General features: G+C 74.1%; 12 protein-coding genes. 4 read left to right on the plus strand and 8 right to left on the minus strand.

Features of this window, described 5'->3' with window-relative positions; translation table 11 throughout:
- Positions 1-25: 25 nt before the first annotated feature.
- The 3 genes from ACFWU6_RS00545 (at position 26) to ACFWU6_RS00555 (ending at position 2,635) form a co-directional block, all read left to right on the plus strand.
- A complete protein-coding gene (locus ACFWU6_RS00545; protein ID WP_383804389.1) occupies positions 26-310 on the plus strand; it encodes a polyprenyl synthetase in 285 nt (94 codons plus the stop codon).
- Positions 300-1,355, plus strand: coding sequence for a polyprenyl synthetase family protein (locus ACFWU6_RS00550; RefSeq protein WP_383804387.1), 1,056 nt, complete (start codon positions 300-302; stop codon positions 1,353-1,355). The genes ACFWU6_RS00545 and ACFWU6_RS00550 overlap by 11 nt, the downstream gene beginning before the upstream one ends.
- Before the next feature lie 116 nt (positions 1,356-1,471).
- Positions 1,472-2,635 carry an oxygenase MpaB family protein gene (locus ACFWU6_RS00555; protein WP_383977052.1) on the plus strand — a complete coding sequence of 388 codons (1,164 nt, stop codon included), beginning with the start codon at positions 1,472-1,474 and terminating at the stop codon, positions 2,633-2,635.
- Between the two features lie 30 nt (positions 2,636-2,665).
- Here the strand turns inward: ACFWU6_RS00555 and ACFWU6_RS00560 are convergent, their stop codons facing one another.
- From ACFWU6_RS00560 to ACFWU6_RS00585, 6 genes are all read right to left on the minus strand, one after another.
- Positions 2,666-3,565: a YihY/virulence factor BrkB family protein gene (locus tag ACFWU6_RS00560; RefSeq protein ID WP_383977253.1), complete on the minus strand. Its 900-nt coding sequence runs from the start codon at positions 3,563-3,565 to the stop codon at positions 2,666-2,668.
- A 341-nt stretch (positions 3,566-3,906) separates the two neighbouring features.
- The gene (locus ACFWU6_RS00565; RefSeq protein ID WP_383804410.1) at positions 3,907-4,824 is read right to left on the minus strand and encodes an NADP-dependent oxidoreductase; all 918 of its coding nucleotides are present in this window, start codon (positions 4,822-4,824) and stop codon (positions 3,907-3,909) included.
- Positions 4,825-4,950: 126 nt separating this feature from the next.
- Positions 4,951-6,330, minus strand: a complete 1,380-nt coding sequence (locus ACFWU6_RS00570; RefSeq protein WP_383977055.1) for a GH1 family beta-glucosidase — start codon at positions 6,328-6,330, stop codon at positions 4,951-4,953.
- The gene (locus ACFWU6_RS00575) at positions 6,327-7,190 is read right to left on the minus strand and encodes a carbohydrate ABC transporter permease (RefSeq protein WP_383977058.1); all 864 of its coding nucleotides are present in this window, start codon (positions 7,188-7,190) and stop codon (positions 6,327-6,329) included. The genes ACFWU6_RS00570 and ACFWU6_RS00575 overlap by 4 nt, the downstream gene beginning before the upstream one ends.
- Positions 7,180-8,193 carry a carbohydrate ABC transporter permease gene (locus ACFWU6_RS00580; protein ID WP_383804378.1) on the minus strand — a complete coding sequence of 338 codons (1,014 nt, stop codon included), beginning with the start codon at positions 8,191-8,193 and terminating at the stop codon, positions 7,180-7,182. The genes ACFWU6_RS00575 and ACFWU6_RS00580 overlap by 11 nt, the downstream gene beginning before the upstream one ends.
- 10 nt (positions 8,194-8,203) lie before the next feature.
- The gene (locus tag ACFWU6_RS00585; RefSeq protein WP_383804376.1) at positions 8,204-9,520 is read right to left on the minus strand and encodes an ABC transporter substrate-binding protein; all 1,317 of its coding nucleotides are present in this window, start codon (positions 9,518-9,520) and stop codon (positions 8,204-8,206) included.
- A 215-nt stretch (positions 9,521-9,735) separates the two neighbouring features.
- On the opposite strand from ACFWU6_RS00585, the gene ACFWU6_RS00590 reads away from it, so the two are divergent.
- Positions 9,736-11,124 (plus strand): ROK family protein, encoded by a 1,389-nt coding sequence (locus ACFWU6_RS00590; protein WP_383977061.1) that lies wholly within the window; start codon positions 9,736-9,738, stop codon positions 11,122-11,124.
- 63 nt (positions 11,125-11,187) lie between these two features.
- On the opposite strand, the gene ACFWU6_RS00595 is transcribed toward ACFWU6_RS00590, so the two are convergent.
- Both ACFWU6_RS00595 and ACFWU6_RS00600 read right to left on the minus strand, forming a co-directional pair.
- Entirely contained in the window at positions 11,188-12,285 is a 1,098-nt protein-coding gene (locus ACFWU6_RS00595) for a LacI family DNA-binding transcriptional regulator (protein WP_383977064.1), read from the minus strand.
- A gap of 36 nt (positions 12,286-12,321) precedes the next feature.
- Entirely contained in the window at positions 12,322-15,153 is a 2,832-nt protein-coding gene (locus ACFWU6_RS00600) for a glycoside hydrolase family 3 C-terminal domain-containing protein (RefSeq protein ID WP_383977257.1), read from the minus strand.
- Positions 15,154-15,215 lie beyond the last annotated feature (62 nt).

The raw sequence follows: 15,215 nt of genomic DNA on the forward strand, positions 1-15,215 counted from the left end.
GCGAGGCAGGAAAGGGAGGACCGCGATGACGCACGGACCGGCCACGGAGGGCAAGGGGGCGGAGCACGACGCGGTGTTGCTGCTCGCCGGTGTCGCCGACGTCGCGTTGAGCGGGCTCGCCTCCCTGGTGGGCGGAGCCCGGGGACTGCTGCGCCGGGGTGACGTGGCCGAGCTGGCCCAGGACGGCGGGCAGGAGCTCAAGGCCCGCGGGCGCCTCGTGCTCGACCGGTACGCCGCGGCCCCGCCGCCGCACCTCGAAGTGCTCGCACGGCGAGTCGCCGCGCGGCGCGCCGGGACCGGTGGTGTCTGACCGCTACGAGCCGGCCGCGTTCAAGTCGCGCGTCGACGGCGTACTGGAATGGTTCGTCGGCCGCGAGGCGGAGCGGCTCGTCGCCATCGACGCCGACCTGGCACCGGTGGCCCGGCGGCTGGACGCGGCGGTGGCGCACGGCAAGCGATTGCGTGCGGCCTTCTGCTACTGGGGCTGGCGGGCCACCGGACAGCCGGACAGCGACGCGCTGCTGCGCGCCGCGGCGTCGATGGAGCTGGTGCACGCGGCGGCCGTCGTGCACGACGACATCATCGACGACAGCCCGATCCGCCACGGCCGGCCCACCGCGCACGTCGCCCTGCGCGCCGGCACGCCGCCGGGGCCCCGGGCCGACGCGGCCGGCCGCTCGCTGGCGATGCTCGTCGGGGACCTGCTGATCTCGCTCGCCGGCGAGCTCTTCACCACGAGCGGACTGCCCTGCGCCTATCTCGCGCGGGGGCGCCCGCTGTGGGCGACCCTGGCACGGGAGCTGGTCGCCGGGGAATGCCTGGAGATCCTGCGCACCGGCTCCGTCCCGGATACTGCCGACTCCCTGAAGGTGATCCGGTACAAGACCGCCAAGTACACGGTGGAGCACCCGCTCCAGATCGGCGGCGCCCTGGGCGGTGCCGACCGCCGGCTGCGCGAGGCGTTCTCCGGGTACGGACTTCCGCTCGGCGAGGCCTTCCAGTTGCGGGACGACCTGCTCGGCCTCTTCGGCGACCCGGCACGCACCGGAAAGGACAACCTGGACGACATCCGCGCCCACCGGCCCACCGCCCTGCTGGCCGAGACCTGGCGGGCCGCCGACGCCACCGACCGGCGGGAACTGCGCCGCGTACTGGGCCGCGACCGGCTGGGCAGCGAGGAACTGGAGCGGGTGCGCGCCATCATGCGCCGGTCGGGCGCCCCGGCGCGCGTCGAGGAGATGATCGCCGCACGCGTCCGGGAGGCCGGGGAGGCGCTCGATGGTGCCCGCATGCCCTCGGACGCCGTGCGGGCCCTGACGGAACTGGCGCACGGGGCGGCCGTCCGCCACCACTGAAGATGCGGGCACCGCACCGCCGGGGCGTTCCCCGCGGCCGGTGGCCGGAGCCCGCCGCAGCACACGGCGCCGTTCGTCCCGTGCGGCGCCGTGTCCGGCCTCTCGAAGGAGTTGTGATGACCTACACCGACACCGCCATGAACGCCCTGCGGGACAAGGGCGACGAGCTCGCGGACGCGACCGTCGCGGCCCTGTTCGAGCGGGGCGAGGTGGGGAAGTTCAACACGCTGATGCGCTACGTCTCCACCGCGGGAGCACCCCTGCCCGACGGCCTCCCCGACGTGGCGCGGGAGTACCTGCACGCGACGGGCGCCCCGCCCTCCTGGGTGGACTGGGGCGAGATGGAGAAGGCCCGGCTGTTCTTCCTCGACAACAACGTGCACATCTCGACCGCCCTGTCGTTCGCGTCCATGCCCGCCTGCTACGTGATCCCGCACGTCGCCGGGCTCCTGAGCGCCACCCATGCGCTGAAGTACCCCTCGAAGCGGATGGCGGAGACGGGTCAGTTCACCGTCTACCTCATGCAGCCGGACGCCTTCGAGGCCGGCAGCCGCTTCATCCCGGCGGCGCAGAAGGTCCGGCTGCTGCACGCGTCCGTCCGGCACCACCTGAAGCGGGAGGGCCGCTGGGACGTGGAGCGCCTGGGGACGCCGATCTGCCAGGAGGACATGATCGGCGGGCAGATGCTCTTCTCGCTGCTCGTCCTGGACTCCCTGCACCGGCTGAACATCCACATGAGCGTCGACGGCGCGGAGGCCTACTTCTACGCCTGGCGGGTGGTCGGCGCGATGCTCGGGGTCGACCAGGAGCACGCGCCCGAGGACCTGGAGCAGGCGCGCCGTTTCCTCGACCTGTACATGACCCGGCACATGGGGCCGAGCGAGGAGGGCGTCCTGCTGACCCGCCAGCTGGTGGACCTGTACGAGGAGGTGGTGCCCGGCACGTTCTTCGACCCCGTCGTCGGCGCACTCATCCGCTACCTCATCGGGGACACGAGCGCCGACTGGCTGCGGGTCCCCCGAACGGCGTGGGACACCGTCGTCAGGACGCTGCCGAGCCTGCTCGGCGTCCTGGAGTCCATCGAGGACCGCTCGCCCCTGGGCGCGTGGGCACTGGACCGGATCGGCCACCTCACCGCCGTCTTCGAGCTCAGCTCCCTCACCCGCGGCCGCGTGATGCACTATGCCGTTCCGGAGCAGCTGAAGAAGGAGTTCGGAGTGTCCTCCGGCGTCCCGCGCACCCGCCGCTGGACCCCGCCCGCCCCCACCGTCACCTCCTGACGCCGGTGCCCGGGCCGCGGGGGCGGCGGTTCAGCCGGGGGGCGGCCGCCTGCCGCGGTGCGGGGAGAGCTGTCGGCGGGCGGTGCGCCAGCGCGAGTGCACCTCCTCGACGACGGCGTCCCATTCGCGCCTCACCTCGTCGTCCGGCGGACGCTGTCCGGCCCGGATCCGCCCGAGCTCGTCGTACACCTCCCGGCCGAGCGCGGCGGCTCCGACGACGACGAGCATTGCGCCGAAGAGCGCCGAGATCAGGGCGAAGACCGCCCCGAGGGCGCCGTAGTCGGTGGCGTAGGTGTTGAAGAGGTGCGGGAGGTAGATGCTCGCGCCGACCGAGTAGCAGGCGGTGAGAGCGGCGGCCAGCAGTCCGAAGGGCAGCAGCTCCCGCCAGGAGAGCCGTTTCGAGGAGAGCAGCCGGCCGGTCAGGACGAGGAAGCCCGTCGCCAGGACGGCCTGGCAGGCGGCGGAGGCGAGGCCCACCCGTCCGCGGTCGAGGACCGCGGACGCCCAGCCGCTCAGGGCGAGGTAGACGGCGGAGCACAGGATCCACAGCAGGCCGTTCGGCGTGTTGCGCACGCTCAGGGGCTTCAGGTCCCATGCCTGTTCGAAGACGCGCTGCGCGGCGCGCGAGAAGCCCAGGACCGAGATGATGACGAAGAGCGTGCCGACGATGCCGACTCCCGTACTCGTGGCGGGGTCGGCGGTGGAGGCGAACAGGTCGGTGACGGCGTCGGCGCCGCCGCCGGTCAGCCCGTAGCGGTCGATGATGTCGGCCGCGACGTCGTGGTCGCCCACGAGGTCGAGCACGGCTCCGCTGAGGATCGCGAGCGGGACGAACGCGGTCAGCGCACTGGACGCCAGTGCCATCGACCGGTCGAATCCGGCGACCTTCTGGAAGCGGTTGAGGACACGGAGCGTGAAGGCCGGACGCAGCCAGAACGTGAGGAGCCTGGTGAGGCGTTCGCGGTTGACGGCGGCCGTGTCGCCCTCCCGTGGTCTGACGTCCGCCGCGCCGTCGCGCCGGACCGGTGCCGAGCGTAACGCGCGGTCGTCGGCGGCGGTCGCTGCGACGCGGGGTCCCGTCGGTGGGGGCGGTGCCGGCGTACGGGACGGCGCGGAGCGGCGGTCCGGCGAGGCCCGCGGCGACGGGGACGCCGCACGCGATCCGCGCGTGCGGCTCCGGCCGCCCGGGAGCGCCGCCGGCCCGGCCGGCCCCCGCCCGCGGACGTTCGGTCGCGGTCCCGCACGCCCGGGCGGACCCCGTGGGGGAGGGATCAGACCTCGATGACGATCTTGCCGGCGGTGTGGCCGTCCTGGCTGAGGGCGAAGGCGGCCGCGGCCTCGGCGAGCGGGAAGCTCTCGGCGACGGTGACCGTGAGCTTGCCGGCGTCGGCGAGGCGGCCCAGCTCCGCCAGGTCGGCGCCGTCCGGGCGGACCCACATCCACTCGCCACCCGAGCCCGTCACCGTGGGGTCGGCGATGGAGGCGTGCCGGCCGTCGTCGTGGAGCACCTCCCGGGTGACGTCCAGCACCCCGCCGACGAAGTCGGCGACGACGGTGGGTCCTTCGGGGGCCAGGGCGCGCACCCGATCGGCGAGGCCGTCCCCGTAGGCGACGGGTTCGGCGCCCAGCGCCCTGACCCGGTCGTGGTTGCGCGGGGAGGCGGTGCCGATGACCCTGGCGCCCAGGGCGCGGGCGATCTGGACGCCGAGGGAGCCCACGCCCCCCGCCGCGCCGTGGATGAGGACGGTGTCGCCCGCGCCGGTGCCGAGGCGGGTGAGCACCTGGTAGGCGGTGAGTCCGGCGAGGGGGAGTCCGGCGGCCTCGGCCCAGCCCAGCGAGGCCGGCTTGTGCGCGAGGGCCCGTACGGGAACGGTGACGAACTCCGCGAAGGTACCGCCGTGCACGTAGTCCTTGCGGGCGTACGCCATGACCTCGTCGCCCTCGGCGTACTCGGGGGTGTCGATGCCGACGCGCTCCACGGTGCCGGCCACGTCCCAGCCGGGGACCACGGGGTACACGACGTCCATGAGGGGGTCGAGGCCGCCCGCCATGATCTTCCAGTCGACCGGGTTGACGGCCGCGTACTTCACCCGGACCAGGACCTCGCCCGGGCCGACCTTGGGGACCGGGAGCCTCGTCTCGGCGAGCACCTCCGTCCCGCCGTACGTCTCGTAGGCAATCGCCCGCATGGTGGCCTCGGCCATGTTCCCGACCTCTCCGTCTGGTGGTGGACCCCGCCCCGGGCCCATCCCACCACGCACGCCGCGCCCGCCCCGAGAGGCGGGGCGGGCGCGGCGGGCGTGGCGTGCGCGGTGTCAGGCGGAGCGGTGGGCGGAGATGATTCCGGCGTAGTGGAGGCCGCTGGACTTCACCGTGCGGCGCTGCGTGGCGTAGTCGACGTGGACCAGGCCGAAGCGCTTGTCGTAGCCGTAGGCCCACTCGAAGTTGTCGAGCAGCGACCAGGCGTAGTAGCCGGCGACGGGTGCCCCGCGGCGGGCGGCGCGGGCGCAGGCGGCCAGGTGGGCCGTCAGGTACGCGGTGCGCTCGGGGTCGTCGACGCTGCCGTCGGGGGCGACGGTGTCGGGGTACGAGGAGCCGTTCTCGGTGATCCGGATCTCCTGGGAGCCGTACTCCTCGTGGAGGCGCATGATCAGGGTCTCCAGGCCGTCGGCGTCGACCTCCCAGTCCATGCCGGTGCGGGGGGCGCCGGGCCGCTGGATCTGGCGGGCGTAGGGGGCGGGGCCGTGCGGGTCCGCGGTGACCACCTGCGGGAAGTAGTAGTTCAGGCCGATCCAGTCGAGCGGGGCGGCGATGGTGTCGAGGTCGCCGGGGCGCTCGGGGAGCTCCACGCCGTACACCTCGCGCATGTCGGCGGGGAAGCCGCGGCCGTGGACGGGGTCGAGCCACCAGCGGTTGACGTGTCCGTCCATCCGGCGGGCGGCGGCGCGGTCGGCCTCGCTGCCGGTGGCGGCTTCGACGGTGGAGAGGTTGTTGACGATGCCGATGCGGGCGCCGGGTGCGGCGGCGCGGACGGCCTGCGCGGCGAGGCCGTGGCCGAGCAGCAGGTGGTAGGAGGCGCGGACGGCGGCGGTGAGGTCGGCGGTGCCGGGCGCCATCCTGCCCTCCAGGTGGCCGATCCACGCGGAGCACAGGGGCTCGTTGAGGGTGGCCCACTGGGTGACGCGGTCGCCGAGGCGCTCGGCGACGAGGGCGGCGTACGCGGCGAAGTGCTCGGCGGTGGCGCGCTCGGGCCAGCCCCCGCGGTCCTGGAGGGCCTGGGGCAGGTCCCAGTGGTAGAGGGTGGCGGAGGGTTCGATGCCGGCGGCGAGCAGGCCGTCGATCAGCCGGTCGTAGAAGTCGAGGCCCTTGGCGTTGACGGGGCCGTCGCCGCCGGGCAGGACGCGCGGCCAGGCGACCGAGAGGCGGTAGGCGTTGGTGCCGAGCTGCCGCATGAGGGCGATGTCGTCCTGCCAGCGATGGTAGTGGTCGCAGGCGGTGTCGCCGGTGTGGCCGCCGTCGACGGCGCCGGGGACGCGGGAGAAGGTGTCCCAGATGGAGGGTCCGCGGCCGTCCTCGTCGACGGCGCCCTCGATCTGGTAGGCGGAGGTCGCGGTGCCCCAGGCGAAGTCGCGGGGCAGGGCGGCGAGGTCGACGGCGTGGGCGCCGGTCATGGGGAGGCTTTCGGAAAGGGTCATTTGACGGCTCCTGCCGTGAGTCCGGCCACCAGGTACTTCTGCAGCAGCAGGAATCCGGCGACGACGGGAATGCTGACGACGAGCGAGGCGGCCATGATCTGGTTCCAGTACACGTCGTTCTGCGTGGAGTAGCCCTGCAGGCCGACGGCGAGGGTGCGGGTCGCGTCGTTCGTCATGACGGAGGCGAAGAGGACCTCGCCCCAGGCGGTCATGAAGGCGTACACGGCGACGGCCACGATGCCGGGGACCGCTGCGGGGATCACGACCCGGAAGAGCGCGCCGAGGGGGCCGCAGCCGTCGACCGTGGCCGCCTCGTCGAGGTCGCGGGGGACGGAGTCGAAGTACCCGATGAGCATCCAGATGGAGAAGGGGAGGGAGAAGGTGAGGTAGGTGAGGATCAGTCCGCCGCGGGATCCGTAGAGCGCCACCCCGGTGCTGTTGCCGATGTTCACGAAGATCAGGAACAGCGGGAGGAGGAAGAGGATGCCCGGGAACATCTGGGTGGACAGCACCGTGACGGTGAACAGTCGCTTGCCGCGGAAGCGGTAGCGGCTGACCGCGTAGGCGGCGAAGACGGCGATGACCACCGAGCAGACGGTGGCGGCGCCGGCCACGATCAGGGAGTTGGCGAAGTACTTGGCGAGCGGCACGGTGTGCCAGATGTCGATGTACGGGCGGACGGTGAGCCCGCTGGGAATCCACCGGAACTCGCCGGCGACGTCCTTGAGCGGCTTGAGCGAGCTGGTGACCATCACGTAGACGGGGAGCAGCACGAAGCCGGAGAGCAGGGTCAGGAAGACGGCCCGGACCGCCCGGAAGGACAGGGGCGGGTCGAGCGGGCTGCGCGCTCTAGCGGGCATGGTCGTCCTTCCTGCCGCGGCTGGTGAAGAGGAGGTAGCCGGCGGTCACCAGCAGGAGGAAGAGCAGCAGCAGGACGGACATGGCCGATCCGGTGCCGAAGTTCCAGGTGACGAAGCTCGACTGGTAGATGTGGATGGAGACGAGGTCGGCGGCCTCGGGCGCGGATTTGCCGAAGAGCACGAACGGCGTGTTGAAGTCGTTGAAGGTCCACAGGAACAGCACCAGGATCAGCACCTGGTTGACCGCGCCGACGGAGGGCAGGGTGATCCGGCGGATCTGCTGCCAGATGCCGGCCCCGTCGAGCGCGGCGGCCTCGTAGAGGTCCTTGGGGACGTTCTGGAGGGCGGCCATCACGATGAGGAAGGCGAACGGCCAGCCCTTCCAGACGGAGACGGTCAGCAGGGCCCAGAAGCTGTTGTCCCCGAGCAGCCAGAAGGTGTGCTCGGCGCCGCCGAGACCCAGTTGGTCGTGGATCAGGTGGTTCACCATGCCGTTGTCCCGCTGGAACATGAAGGCCCAGGTGATGACGGCCGCGTAGACGGGCAGGGCGTACGGGACGAGGAACAGGGCGCGCAGGATGCCGCGGCCGCGGAAGGTCTCCTGCATGAACACGGCCGCGGCGGTGCCCAGCAGCCAGCACAGGCTGACGGAGAGCAGGGTGAACAGGCAGGTGGTGAGGAAGGACCCGAGGAGGGCCTCGCCGACGGGCCGGTTGACGTCGACGGCGAGTCGGTAGTTGTCGAAGCCCGTCCAGGGGGCGCCGGTCCAGTCGCGGATGAAGAACTGGGTGAGCTCACGGAAGCTCATCGTGATGCCCATGACCATCGGGACGAGGTGGATGAGCAGTTCGAGGAGGAGGGCGGGCAGCAGCAGGAGGTAGGGCAGTGCGGTGCGGCGCAGCCGGCCGGGGCGGCGGACCCGGCCGGGGCGCTCGCCGGCGGGGGCTCGGCCGGGGCGGCCCCCCGCCTTCGCGTCGGGCGGGAGCGTGGTGGGTGCGGTCATGGGAGGGGGCTCAGCTCGACATCTGCTGCTGGGCCTTGGTGAGCTTCGCCTTCACCGACTCGGTCGTCACCGGGCGGCCCGCCGCGGCCTCGGCGAAGAGCTCCTTGACCGCGGTGCCGACGGCGGTCTCGAACTGGGACTCCTCGGGGACCTGAGGGAGCGGGGCGGCGCTGGTGGCGAGGGTGTCGCGCAGCACCGTGAGGTCCGGTCCGGCGAAGGCGGCGTCGTTCTGGGCGGTCTTGACCGGGGGGACGGAGCCGTAGGCCTTGTTGAGGATCTTCTGTTCCTCGTCGCTGGTCATGAACTTGACAAACTTCAGGGAGCCGTCGATGTTGTCGGTGTTCTTGAAGACGGCCATGTTGATGCCCGCGACCATGGAGTTGGTGTTCTTCCCGGTGCCGGGGGCGCCGCCGGCCGGGACGGGGACGGGGGCCACGCCCCAGTCGCCCTCCTTCATGCCGTGCGCCTTGAAGGTGGTGGCGGCGTTCTGCCACAGGACCATGGCCGTCTTGCCGTTGGCGAAGTCCTGGAGGGACTGGTTCTTGTCGTACTCGGCGTTGCCGGGCGCGATGATCTTGTCCTTGGCCATCAGGTCGACGTACTGCTTGACCGCGTCGACGTTGGCCGGGCTGTCGAAGGTGGGCTTGCCCGAGGCGTCGAAGAACTCCGCGCCGTGCTGCTTGGCGAGGACGAAGGCCTGGTGGATGTTGTTGGAGAGGTTCGCGCCCTCCGCGCCGAGGGCCCACTTGCCGTCCTTGGACAGCCTCTGGCCGGTGGTGACCATCTCGTCCCAGGTGGCCGGGGGCTTCTCGATGCCGGCTTCCCGGAACATCTTCTTGTTGTAGTAGAGCGCGTACGACATCGAGTACAGCGGGACCGCCGCCGGGTCCTTGCCGGGGGCGCCGGCCGAGCCGACGGCGGACTCCACGAAGCGGTCGCGGCCGCCGATGGCGTCGAAGTTCTTGGCGTCCCAGGGCAGCAGGGCCCCGGTCGCCTGGAGGGAGGAGGACCATGTGTTGCCGATGTTGAGGACGTCGGGGCCCTGGCCCGAGGCGGTGGCGGCGAGGATCCGGTTGAGCAGGTCCGCCCAGGGGACCACCTCGAGCTTGACCTTGATGCCCGTCTGCTGCTCGAACTTCTTCAGCTCCGGGCCGAGCGTCGCCTGGTCGGCCGCGATGTCGGCCCCCTGGTTGGAGGCCCAGTAGGTGAGCTCCTCGGGGGCCGTGTTGGAAGCTCCCCCGGTGCCCGTCGAACCTCCGCCGCAGGCGGTGGCGGCGGACAGGAGGGAGACTACGACGGCGGCGGCAGCGGCTCTGGTTCTGCGCATGGCGGCTCGGTCCCTTTCGGCGGGGTCGGGGGAAAGGCCCGCGGAGGTGGCGGGGAGGCCCCGGGCGTCGTCCACCCGGCATCTCCGCTGCACCCGTTTTCGTCCAGGCCTTAATTTAGGACGTGAGTTAAGCCTCGCCAGAGGGTCGCGTCAAGGGGTCGCGCAAGGGTATGTTGCGAGCGAAGTGACGCCGACGTCACTGCGGAAGGGGCCAGATGACCACGGGGCGTAGCGGACGAACGGTGCGGGACCTGCGGCGCGGCAATCGGAGCGCCGTACTGCAGCGGCTCTACTTCGGCGGGCCGATGAGCCGGCAGGAACTGGGCCCGGCCACCGGCCTGAGCTCGGGGTCCGTCAGCAACGTCGTGGGCGAACTCGTCGCGGACGGACTGCTGGAGGAGGCGGGCGTCGTCGACTCCGACGGGGGCAGGCCCCGCACCCTGTTGCGCGTGGCGCCGGGCAGCGCCCACATGATCGGCGTGGATGTTGGCGAAACCCGCGTGCGCGTCGAGCTGTTCGACCTCACGCTCACCGAACTGGCGCGCACCGAAATGCCGTTGCTGCCCCGGGGGTGTTACGACGTCGGCCCGATCGTCGACCACATCAGGACGGGAATCGCCGCCGTGCTCGCCGAGGCCGGGGTGGGCACGGACCGGTTGCTGGGGGTGGGCGTCGGCGTCCCGGGGATCGTGGACCGCGACGCCGCCGACGGGGCGGTGGTGCACGGCCAGACCATCGGCTGGGACGCCGTGCCGCTGGAGGCGCTGCTGCGGGCCACCGGGGCACTGCCCGCGGAGGTCCCGTACATCATCGACAACGGCGCCCGGACGCTCGGCCAGGCGGAGATGTGGTTCGGCGCGGGGCGCGGGGCCCGGGAGGCCGTCGTCGTGCTCTTCGGCTCCGGCGTCGGCGCGAGTCTGATCACGGACGGTTCGCCGGACGGCGGGACCACGGAGGGGACCCCCCTGGAGTGGGGACACCTGACGGTCTCGGTCCGGGGCCGGCGCTGCCGGTGCGGGGCCCTGGGCTGCCTGGAGGCCTACACCGGGGCGGAGTCGCTGCTGGCCCGGTGGGCCGAGCAGGGCGGTGGCCCGGCGGGCCGGGCGGGTCCCGACGGACCGGAGGACCGCGCGGACGCCCCGGAGGGACCGCGGTCCCGGGGCGGCCCGGACCCCTACGGCGCCGCCGAGGAGGAGGCCCTCGGCGCGCTGCTCGCGGCGGCGGACGCGGCGGACCCGGTGGCGCTCGCGGTCCTGGAGGAGACGGCCGAGTACCTGGGCGCGGGACTGTCGGACCTGATCAACCTGTTCCAGCCGGAACGCATCCTGATCGGCGGCTGGGCGGGCCTGATGCTGGGCCCGCACATCCTGCCCGCGGTACGGGAGCACGCGACGCGGTACTCCCTGCGGCACCCGGCCGGGCGGGTCGCCATCAGCCTCGGCTCGCTGGGCCCGGACGCGGTCACGGTCGGCGCGGCCACCCTCCCGCTGTCGGCGTTCTTCACGACGGGCGGCCGCCGGGCGGCCCCGGAACCGCAGACCGAACCCCCGGGCTGGCGCACGGCGCTGGAGGTCCGCGGCGAGGCGGCGGCCCGCCGCGCCTGACCCCCGCCCGGCACGCGAGCCCCGCCGCCCGACCGGGGCGGCGGACGAAGGGGCGGGGCTCGGTCAGGCCGAGTCGCGGATCACCAGGGCCGGGGAGAACAGCACGGACGCCGGGTCCGCGGTCCCCGTCCCCGCGATCCGGTCCAGCAGCAGCCGCACCATCTCGGCGGCCATGTCCTCTACCGGCTGGCGGACGGTCGTCAGCCTCGGCCGGGACGCCGTCGCCGCGCTGGAGTCGTCGAAGCCGATCACGGCCACGTCTTCGGGAACCCGGCGGCCGTGCTCGCGCAACACCAGACACGCCCCCTGCGCCATCAGGTCGTTGGCCGCGAACACCCCGTCCAGGTCCGGTTGCTCGGCCAGCAGGCGATGCATCGCCCGCTCTCCGCCGTCGAGGGTGAAGTCCCCCTCGGCCACCCGCACCCGGCCGGACGCCGCCTCGGCGAAGCCCGCCAGCCGCTCCCGGCTCGCCCGCACGCCCGCCGGGCCGCCGATCGCGGCGAGCCGCCCGCACCCGCGCGCCAGCAGGTGCCGGGCGGCCAGCGCCCCGCCCTCCCGGTGCCGCAGGTCCACGTGGTCGATCGGCACCCCGGCCGCCGGGCGCGCGAACAGCACCGCTGGCAGTCCCGCCCCGGCCAGCATCCCCGGCAGCGGGTCCTGAGGATGGGTGGTGGCCAGCAGGGCCCCGTCGGCGCCGCCCTGCGCCAGGTGGGCGACCACCCCGGCACGGCCCTCGGCCCCGTCGGCGAACATCAGCACCGGGTGCACCCCGCGCGGCCGCAGGGCCCGGAGCACGCCGCTCACCACCCGTCCGTAGAAGGGGTCCTGGAAGATCCCGGCCGCGTGCTCGTCACAGCCGGCGTCCGATCCGGAGCCCGCACCGCAGACCACCAGCGCGACCGCTCCCGACCGGCGGGTCACCAGCGAGCGGGCCGCCCGGTTCGGCACGTACCCGGTCGTGGCGACGGCCCGCCGGACCGCCTCCTGGATGGCCGGGTCCACGTTGCGCACCCCGTTGACCACGCGGGACACCGTGGCGCGCGACACCCCGGCGGCGCGGGCCACGTCCTCCAGGGTCGGCGCCCCGCCCGCCGCTCCCCCGGCCCTGGCAGCCCCCGCCACCGCGCCCGTTCCCGTTCCGGTACGCCCCCCAGTGTCCATGGCGGCACTGTAGCGCCCCGCCTCGGACCTTCCTCCTCAGACCTCCAGGGCCGCCCGCAGCGGAAGGTCACCGGCGCTGCGGCCCGCGAGGACGGTGAACCGGCCCGGCTCCCGCACCCACGCGCGGGACTCGGCCGACCAGTGCCGCAGGGCGCGCCCGCAGACCCGTACGCACGCCGTCACCCGCTCCCCCGGCCCCGTTTCCACCGAGGCCCACCCGGCGAGCCAGCGCACCGGCCGCTCCACCGCCGAGTCCGGCCGGGACAGGTGCAGTTGGACCACCTCCCGGCCCCGGCGCGCGCCCGTATTCCGCAGCACGACGGGGAACTCGTAGCCCTCGGAGGTCGATTGGGGCGGCCCGAGGTGCTCGTACTCCCAGGTGGTGTAGCCGAGTCCGTGGCCGAACCAGTAAGCGGGGGCACTCCCCTCGCGCAGCCAGGCACGGTGGCCGACGTGCAGGCCCTCCTCGTACGGGAGGACCCCGCGGGTGGGGCGGGTGGTGCGGACGGGGGCGTCGGCGAGGGCGGCGGGCCAGGTCGTGGGGAGGCGGCCGCCGGGCTCGGTGCGGCCGAGGAGGACGTCGGCGAGGGCGCCGCCCGCCTCCTGGCCGGGGAACCAGGTGAGGAGCACGGCGCCGGATGCGCCGCGCCAGGGCAGCTCGACGGGCGCGCCGGCGTTGACCACCACGACGGTGCGGGGGTTCGCGCGGACGACCTCCCGCACCAACTCGTCCTGCGGTGAAGGGAGTCGCAGCGACCGTCGGTCGTACCCCTCGGACTCTGCGCCCTCAGTGGTCCCGACGACCACGACGGCGGCGTCCGCCGTACGGGCGGCGGCCACGGCCGCGGCGAGGGCCTCGACCGGGTCGGGGAGGGGCGGGGCGGCGGTCAGGACGGTGGCCCGGCCGGTCCCTGGAGCCAGCTCGCGGCGGGCGAGGACCCGGACCGGCCGGCCGGCGGTGAGGTGGACGCGGGCCGTGTGCTGCGGGGGCCGGACGTGCACGACGGCCGGGTCGTCCGTCCCGGGTGGGAACTCCCCGTTCAGCAGCGGCGCGTCGGCCACGGCCAGGGACAGCGCCCCGAAGCCCCCGAGCCCCAGGGTCCACTCCCCTGTCGCGTCGGGGTGGAGTACGGCGGCCAGCTCGACGGTGCGCGCGCCCGGGGGCAGCTCGGGCTCCAGGACGCGGCCCGAGCGCTGGTGCGCGGAGTGCAGTACGGCCCCGGCGGCGTCGAGCACGCGCAGCCGTACCCCTGGGGCGCCGGTCTCGGGGTCGCGGGCGTACCGCGCCCCGAGCGGCGCCGGGCCCCCGGCCCCCTCCGGCGGCGGTCCCGGCTCGTACGCGACGCGGACCCCGGCGGGCAGGGCGGCGCGCAGACCGGCCAGCGGGGTGACCACGGCGTGCGGGAACACCTCCGAGCTGCCGCCGCCCTGGACCCGGGGTTCGTCCGCGTGCACGCCGATGACGGCGAGCGAGGTGAGCACCGCCGGGTCCAGGGGCAGGGCGCCCCGGTTCTCCAGCAGCACGAAACTCGCGGCGGCCGCATCGCGCAACAGCCGCCGGACGACACCCTCCCGATCGGCGCGGAGGACACCACCGGCCGGGCCATCCGCGCCCATGGCCGACACCCCCGGGCCCGCGGGGACGGCCGGGATGGCGGGGGACGGGGCCACCGGGACCGCCGGGGCCGCGCGGAGCGATGCGGGGACCGCCGGGACCGCGCGGGATGCCACCGGGACCGGCGGGGCCGCGCGGGGTGATGCCGGGACCGGCGGTGGGGGTTGGGCCGGTGGTTCACCGGGCGCGCGGGCCGTCGGGCACGCCGCCACGTCCGCCGCAGCGGCCGCCGCCACCGCCGACCGGTGTGCCGGGGCCTCCGGACGACCCGCGGCAGCCGACTCGGCCCGGCCACCGTGCACGGCAGGCGCATCGCCGACCGCCGACTCGGCATGGACGCCGGAATCACCGCAGACGGCCCACTCACCGCCGGCGGCGCCGGCACGGGCCCCGTCCAAGGCGCCGACCCGCGCCGCGAGCCGCAGCAGGCGGCGGACCTTGTCCCGCACCGCCCCGGCCGGGACCTGCCCGCGCTCCACGGCCTCCACCAGCGCCTTCCCCCACGGCCCGTCCGGACCCGGCATCAGCAGGTCCTGGGCGGCGGCCGCGGAGGCGACCGTGGACCGGCCCGCCCCCCAGTCGGAGACGACCACCCCGTCGAAGCCCCACTCCCCCTTGAGGGGTTCGGCCAGCAGTGGACTCTCCGACATCGTCGTGCCGTTGACCTTGTTGTACGCGGACATCACCAGCCAGACCCCGGCCCGGACGGCGGCTTCGAACGGCGCGAGGTACAGCTCGCGCAGCACACGCTCGTCCAGCCGCGCGTCGAGCGTCAGCCGCTCGGTCTCGGAGTCGTTGGCCACGTAGTGCTTCGCGGTCGCGGCCACCCCCCTGGACTGGATTCCGCGGATCAGGGCCGCCCCGGTCCGGCCGGCGAGCAGCGGGTCCTCGGCGCAGCACTCGAAGTGGCGCCCGGCGACCGGGCTCCGGTGCAGGTTCAGCGTGGGGGCGAGGAGGACGTGGACGCCCTTGCGGCGGGCCTCCTCGCCGAGCAGGGCGCCGAGACCGTACACCCGGTCCTCGTCCCACAGTGCCCCGAGGGCGCTGGCGGAGGGCAGCAGGGCGGCGGTCGACCCCTCGTCCCAACCGGGTCCGCGCACTCCTGCCGGGCCGTCCGAGAAGGTCATCCGGCGCAGGCCGACGGCCGGTTCGGCGACGGTGTGCCAGGTGTCGGCGCCGGTCAGGAGGCGCACGCACCGCTCCAGGTCCAGGTCCAGCGTGTCCGCGAGCCGGACCTCGTCGCCGTCGTCCATCCCGATCGACTCCTTCGCCGCGCGTGCCGAGAGCATGGGGAGAGCGCTCTCCGACATGATCG

It is taken from the genome of Streptomyces sp. NPDC058674 (assembly GCF_042716505.1).
Taxonomy (GTDB): Bacteria; Actinomycetota; Actinomycetes; order Streptomycetales; family Streptomycetaceae; genus Streptomyces.

What these genes read in the sequence shown, in the direction of transcription:
- ACFWU6_RS00545 (WP_383804389.1), top strand. Translation starts at nt 26, where the DNA reads ATGACGCACGGACCGGCCACGGAGGGCAAGGGGGCGGAGCACGACGCG.
- ACFWU6_RS00555 (WP_383977052.1), top strand. Translation starts at nt 1,472, where the DNA reads ATGACCTACACCGACACCGCCATGAACGCCCTGCGGGACAAGGGCGAC.
- ACFWU6_RS00565 (WP_383804410.1), bottom strand. Translation starts at nt 4,824, where the DNA reads ATGCGGGCGATTGCCTACGAGACGTACGGCGGGACGGAGGTGCTCGCC.
- ACFWU6_RS00570 (WP_383977055.1), bottom strand. Translation starts at nt 6,330, where the DNA reads ATGACCCTTTCCGAAAGCCTCCCCATGACCGGCGCCCACGCCGTCGAC.
- ACFWU6_RS00575 (WP_383977058.1), bottom strand. Translation starts at nt 7,190, where the DNA reads ATGCCCGCTAGAGCGCGCAGCCCGCTCGACCCGCCCCTGTCCTTCCGG.
- ACFWU6_RS00580 (WP_383804378.1), bottom strand. Translation starts at nt 8,193, where the DNA reads ATGACCGCACCCACCACGCTCCCGCCCGACGCGAAGGCGGGGGGCCGC.
- ACFWU6_RS00585 (WP_383804376.1), bottom strand. Translation starts at nt 9,520, where the DNA reads ATGCGCAGAACCAGAGCCGCTGCCGCCGCCGTCGTAGTCTCCCTCCTG.
- ACFWU6_RS00590 (WP_383977061.1), top strand. Translation starts at nt 9,736, where the DNA reads ATGACCACGGGGCGTAGCGGACGAACGGTGCGGGACCTGCGGCGCGGC.
- ACFWU6_RS00595 (WP_383977064.1), bottom strand. Translation starts at nt 12,285, where the DNA reads ATGGACACTGGGGGGCGTACCGGAACGGGAACGGGCGCGGTGGCGGGG.
- ACFWU6_RS00600 (WP_383977257.1), bottom strand. Translation starts at nt 15,153, where the DNA reads ATGGACGACGGCGACGAGGTCCGGCTCGCGGACACGCTGGACCTGGAC.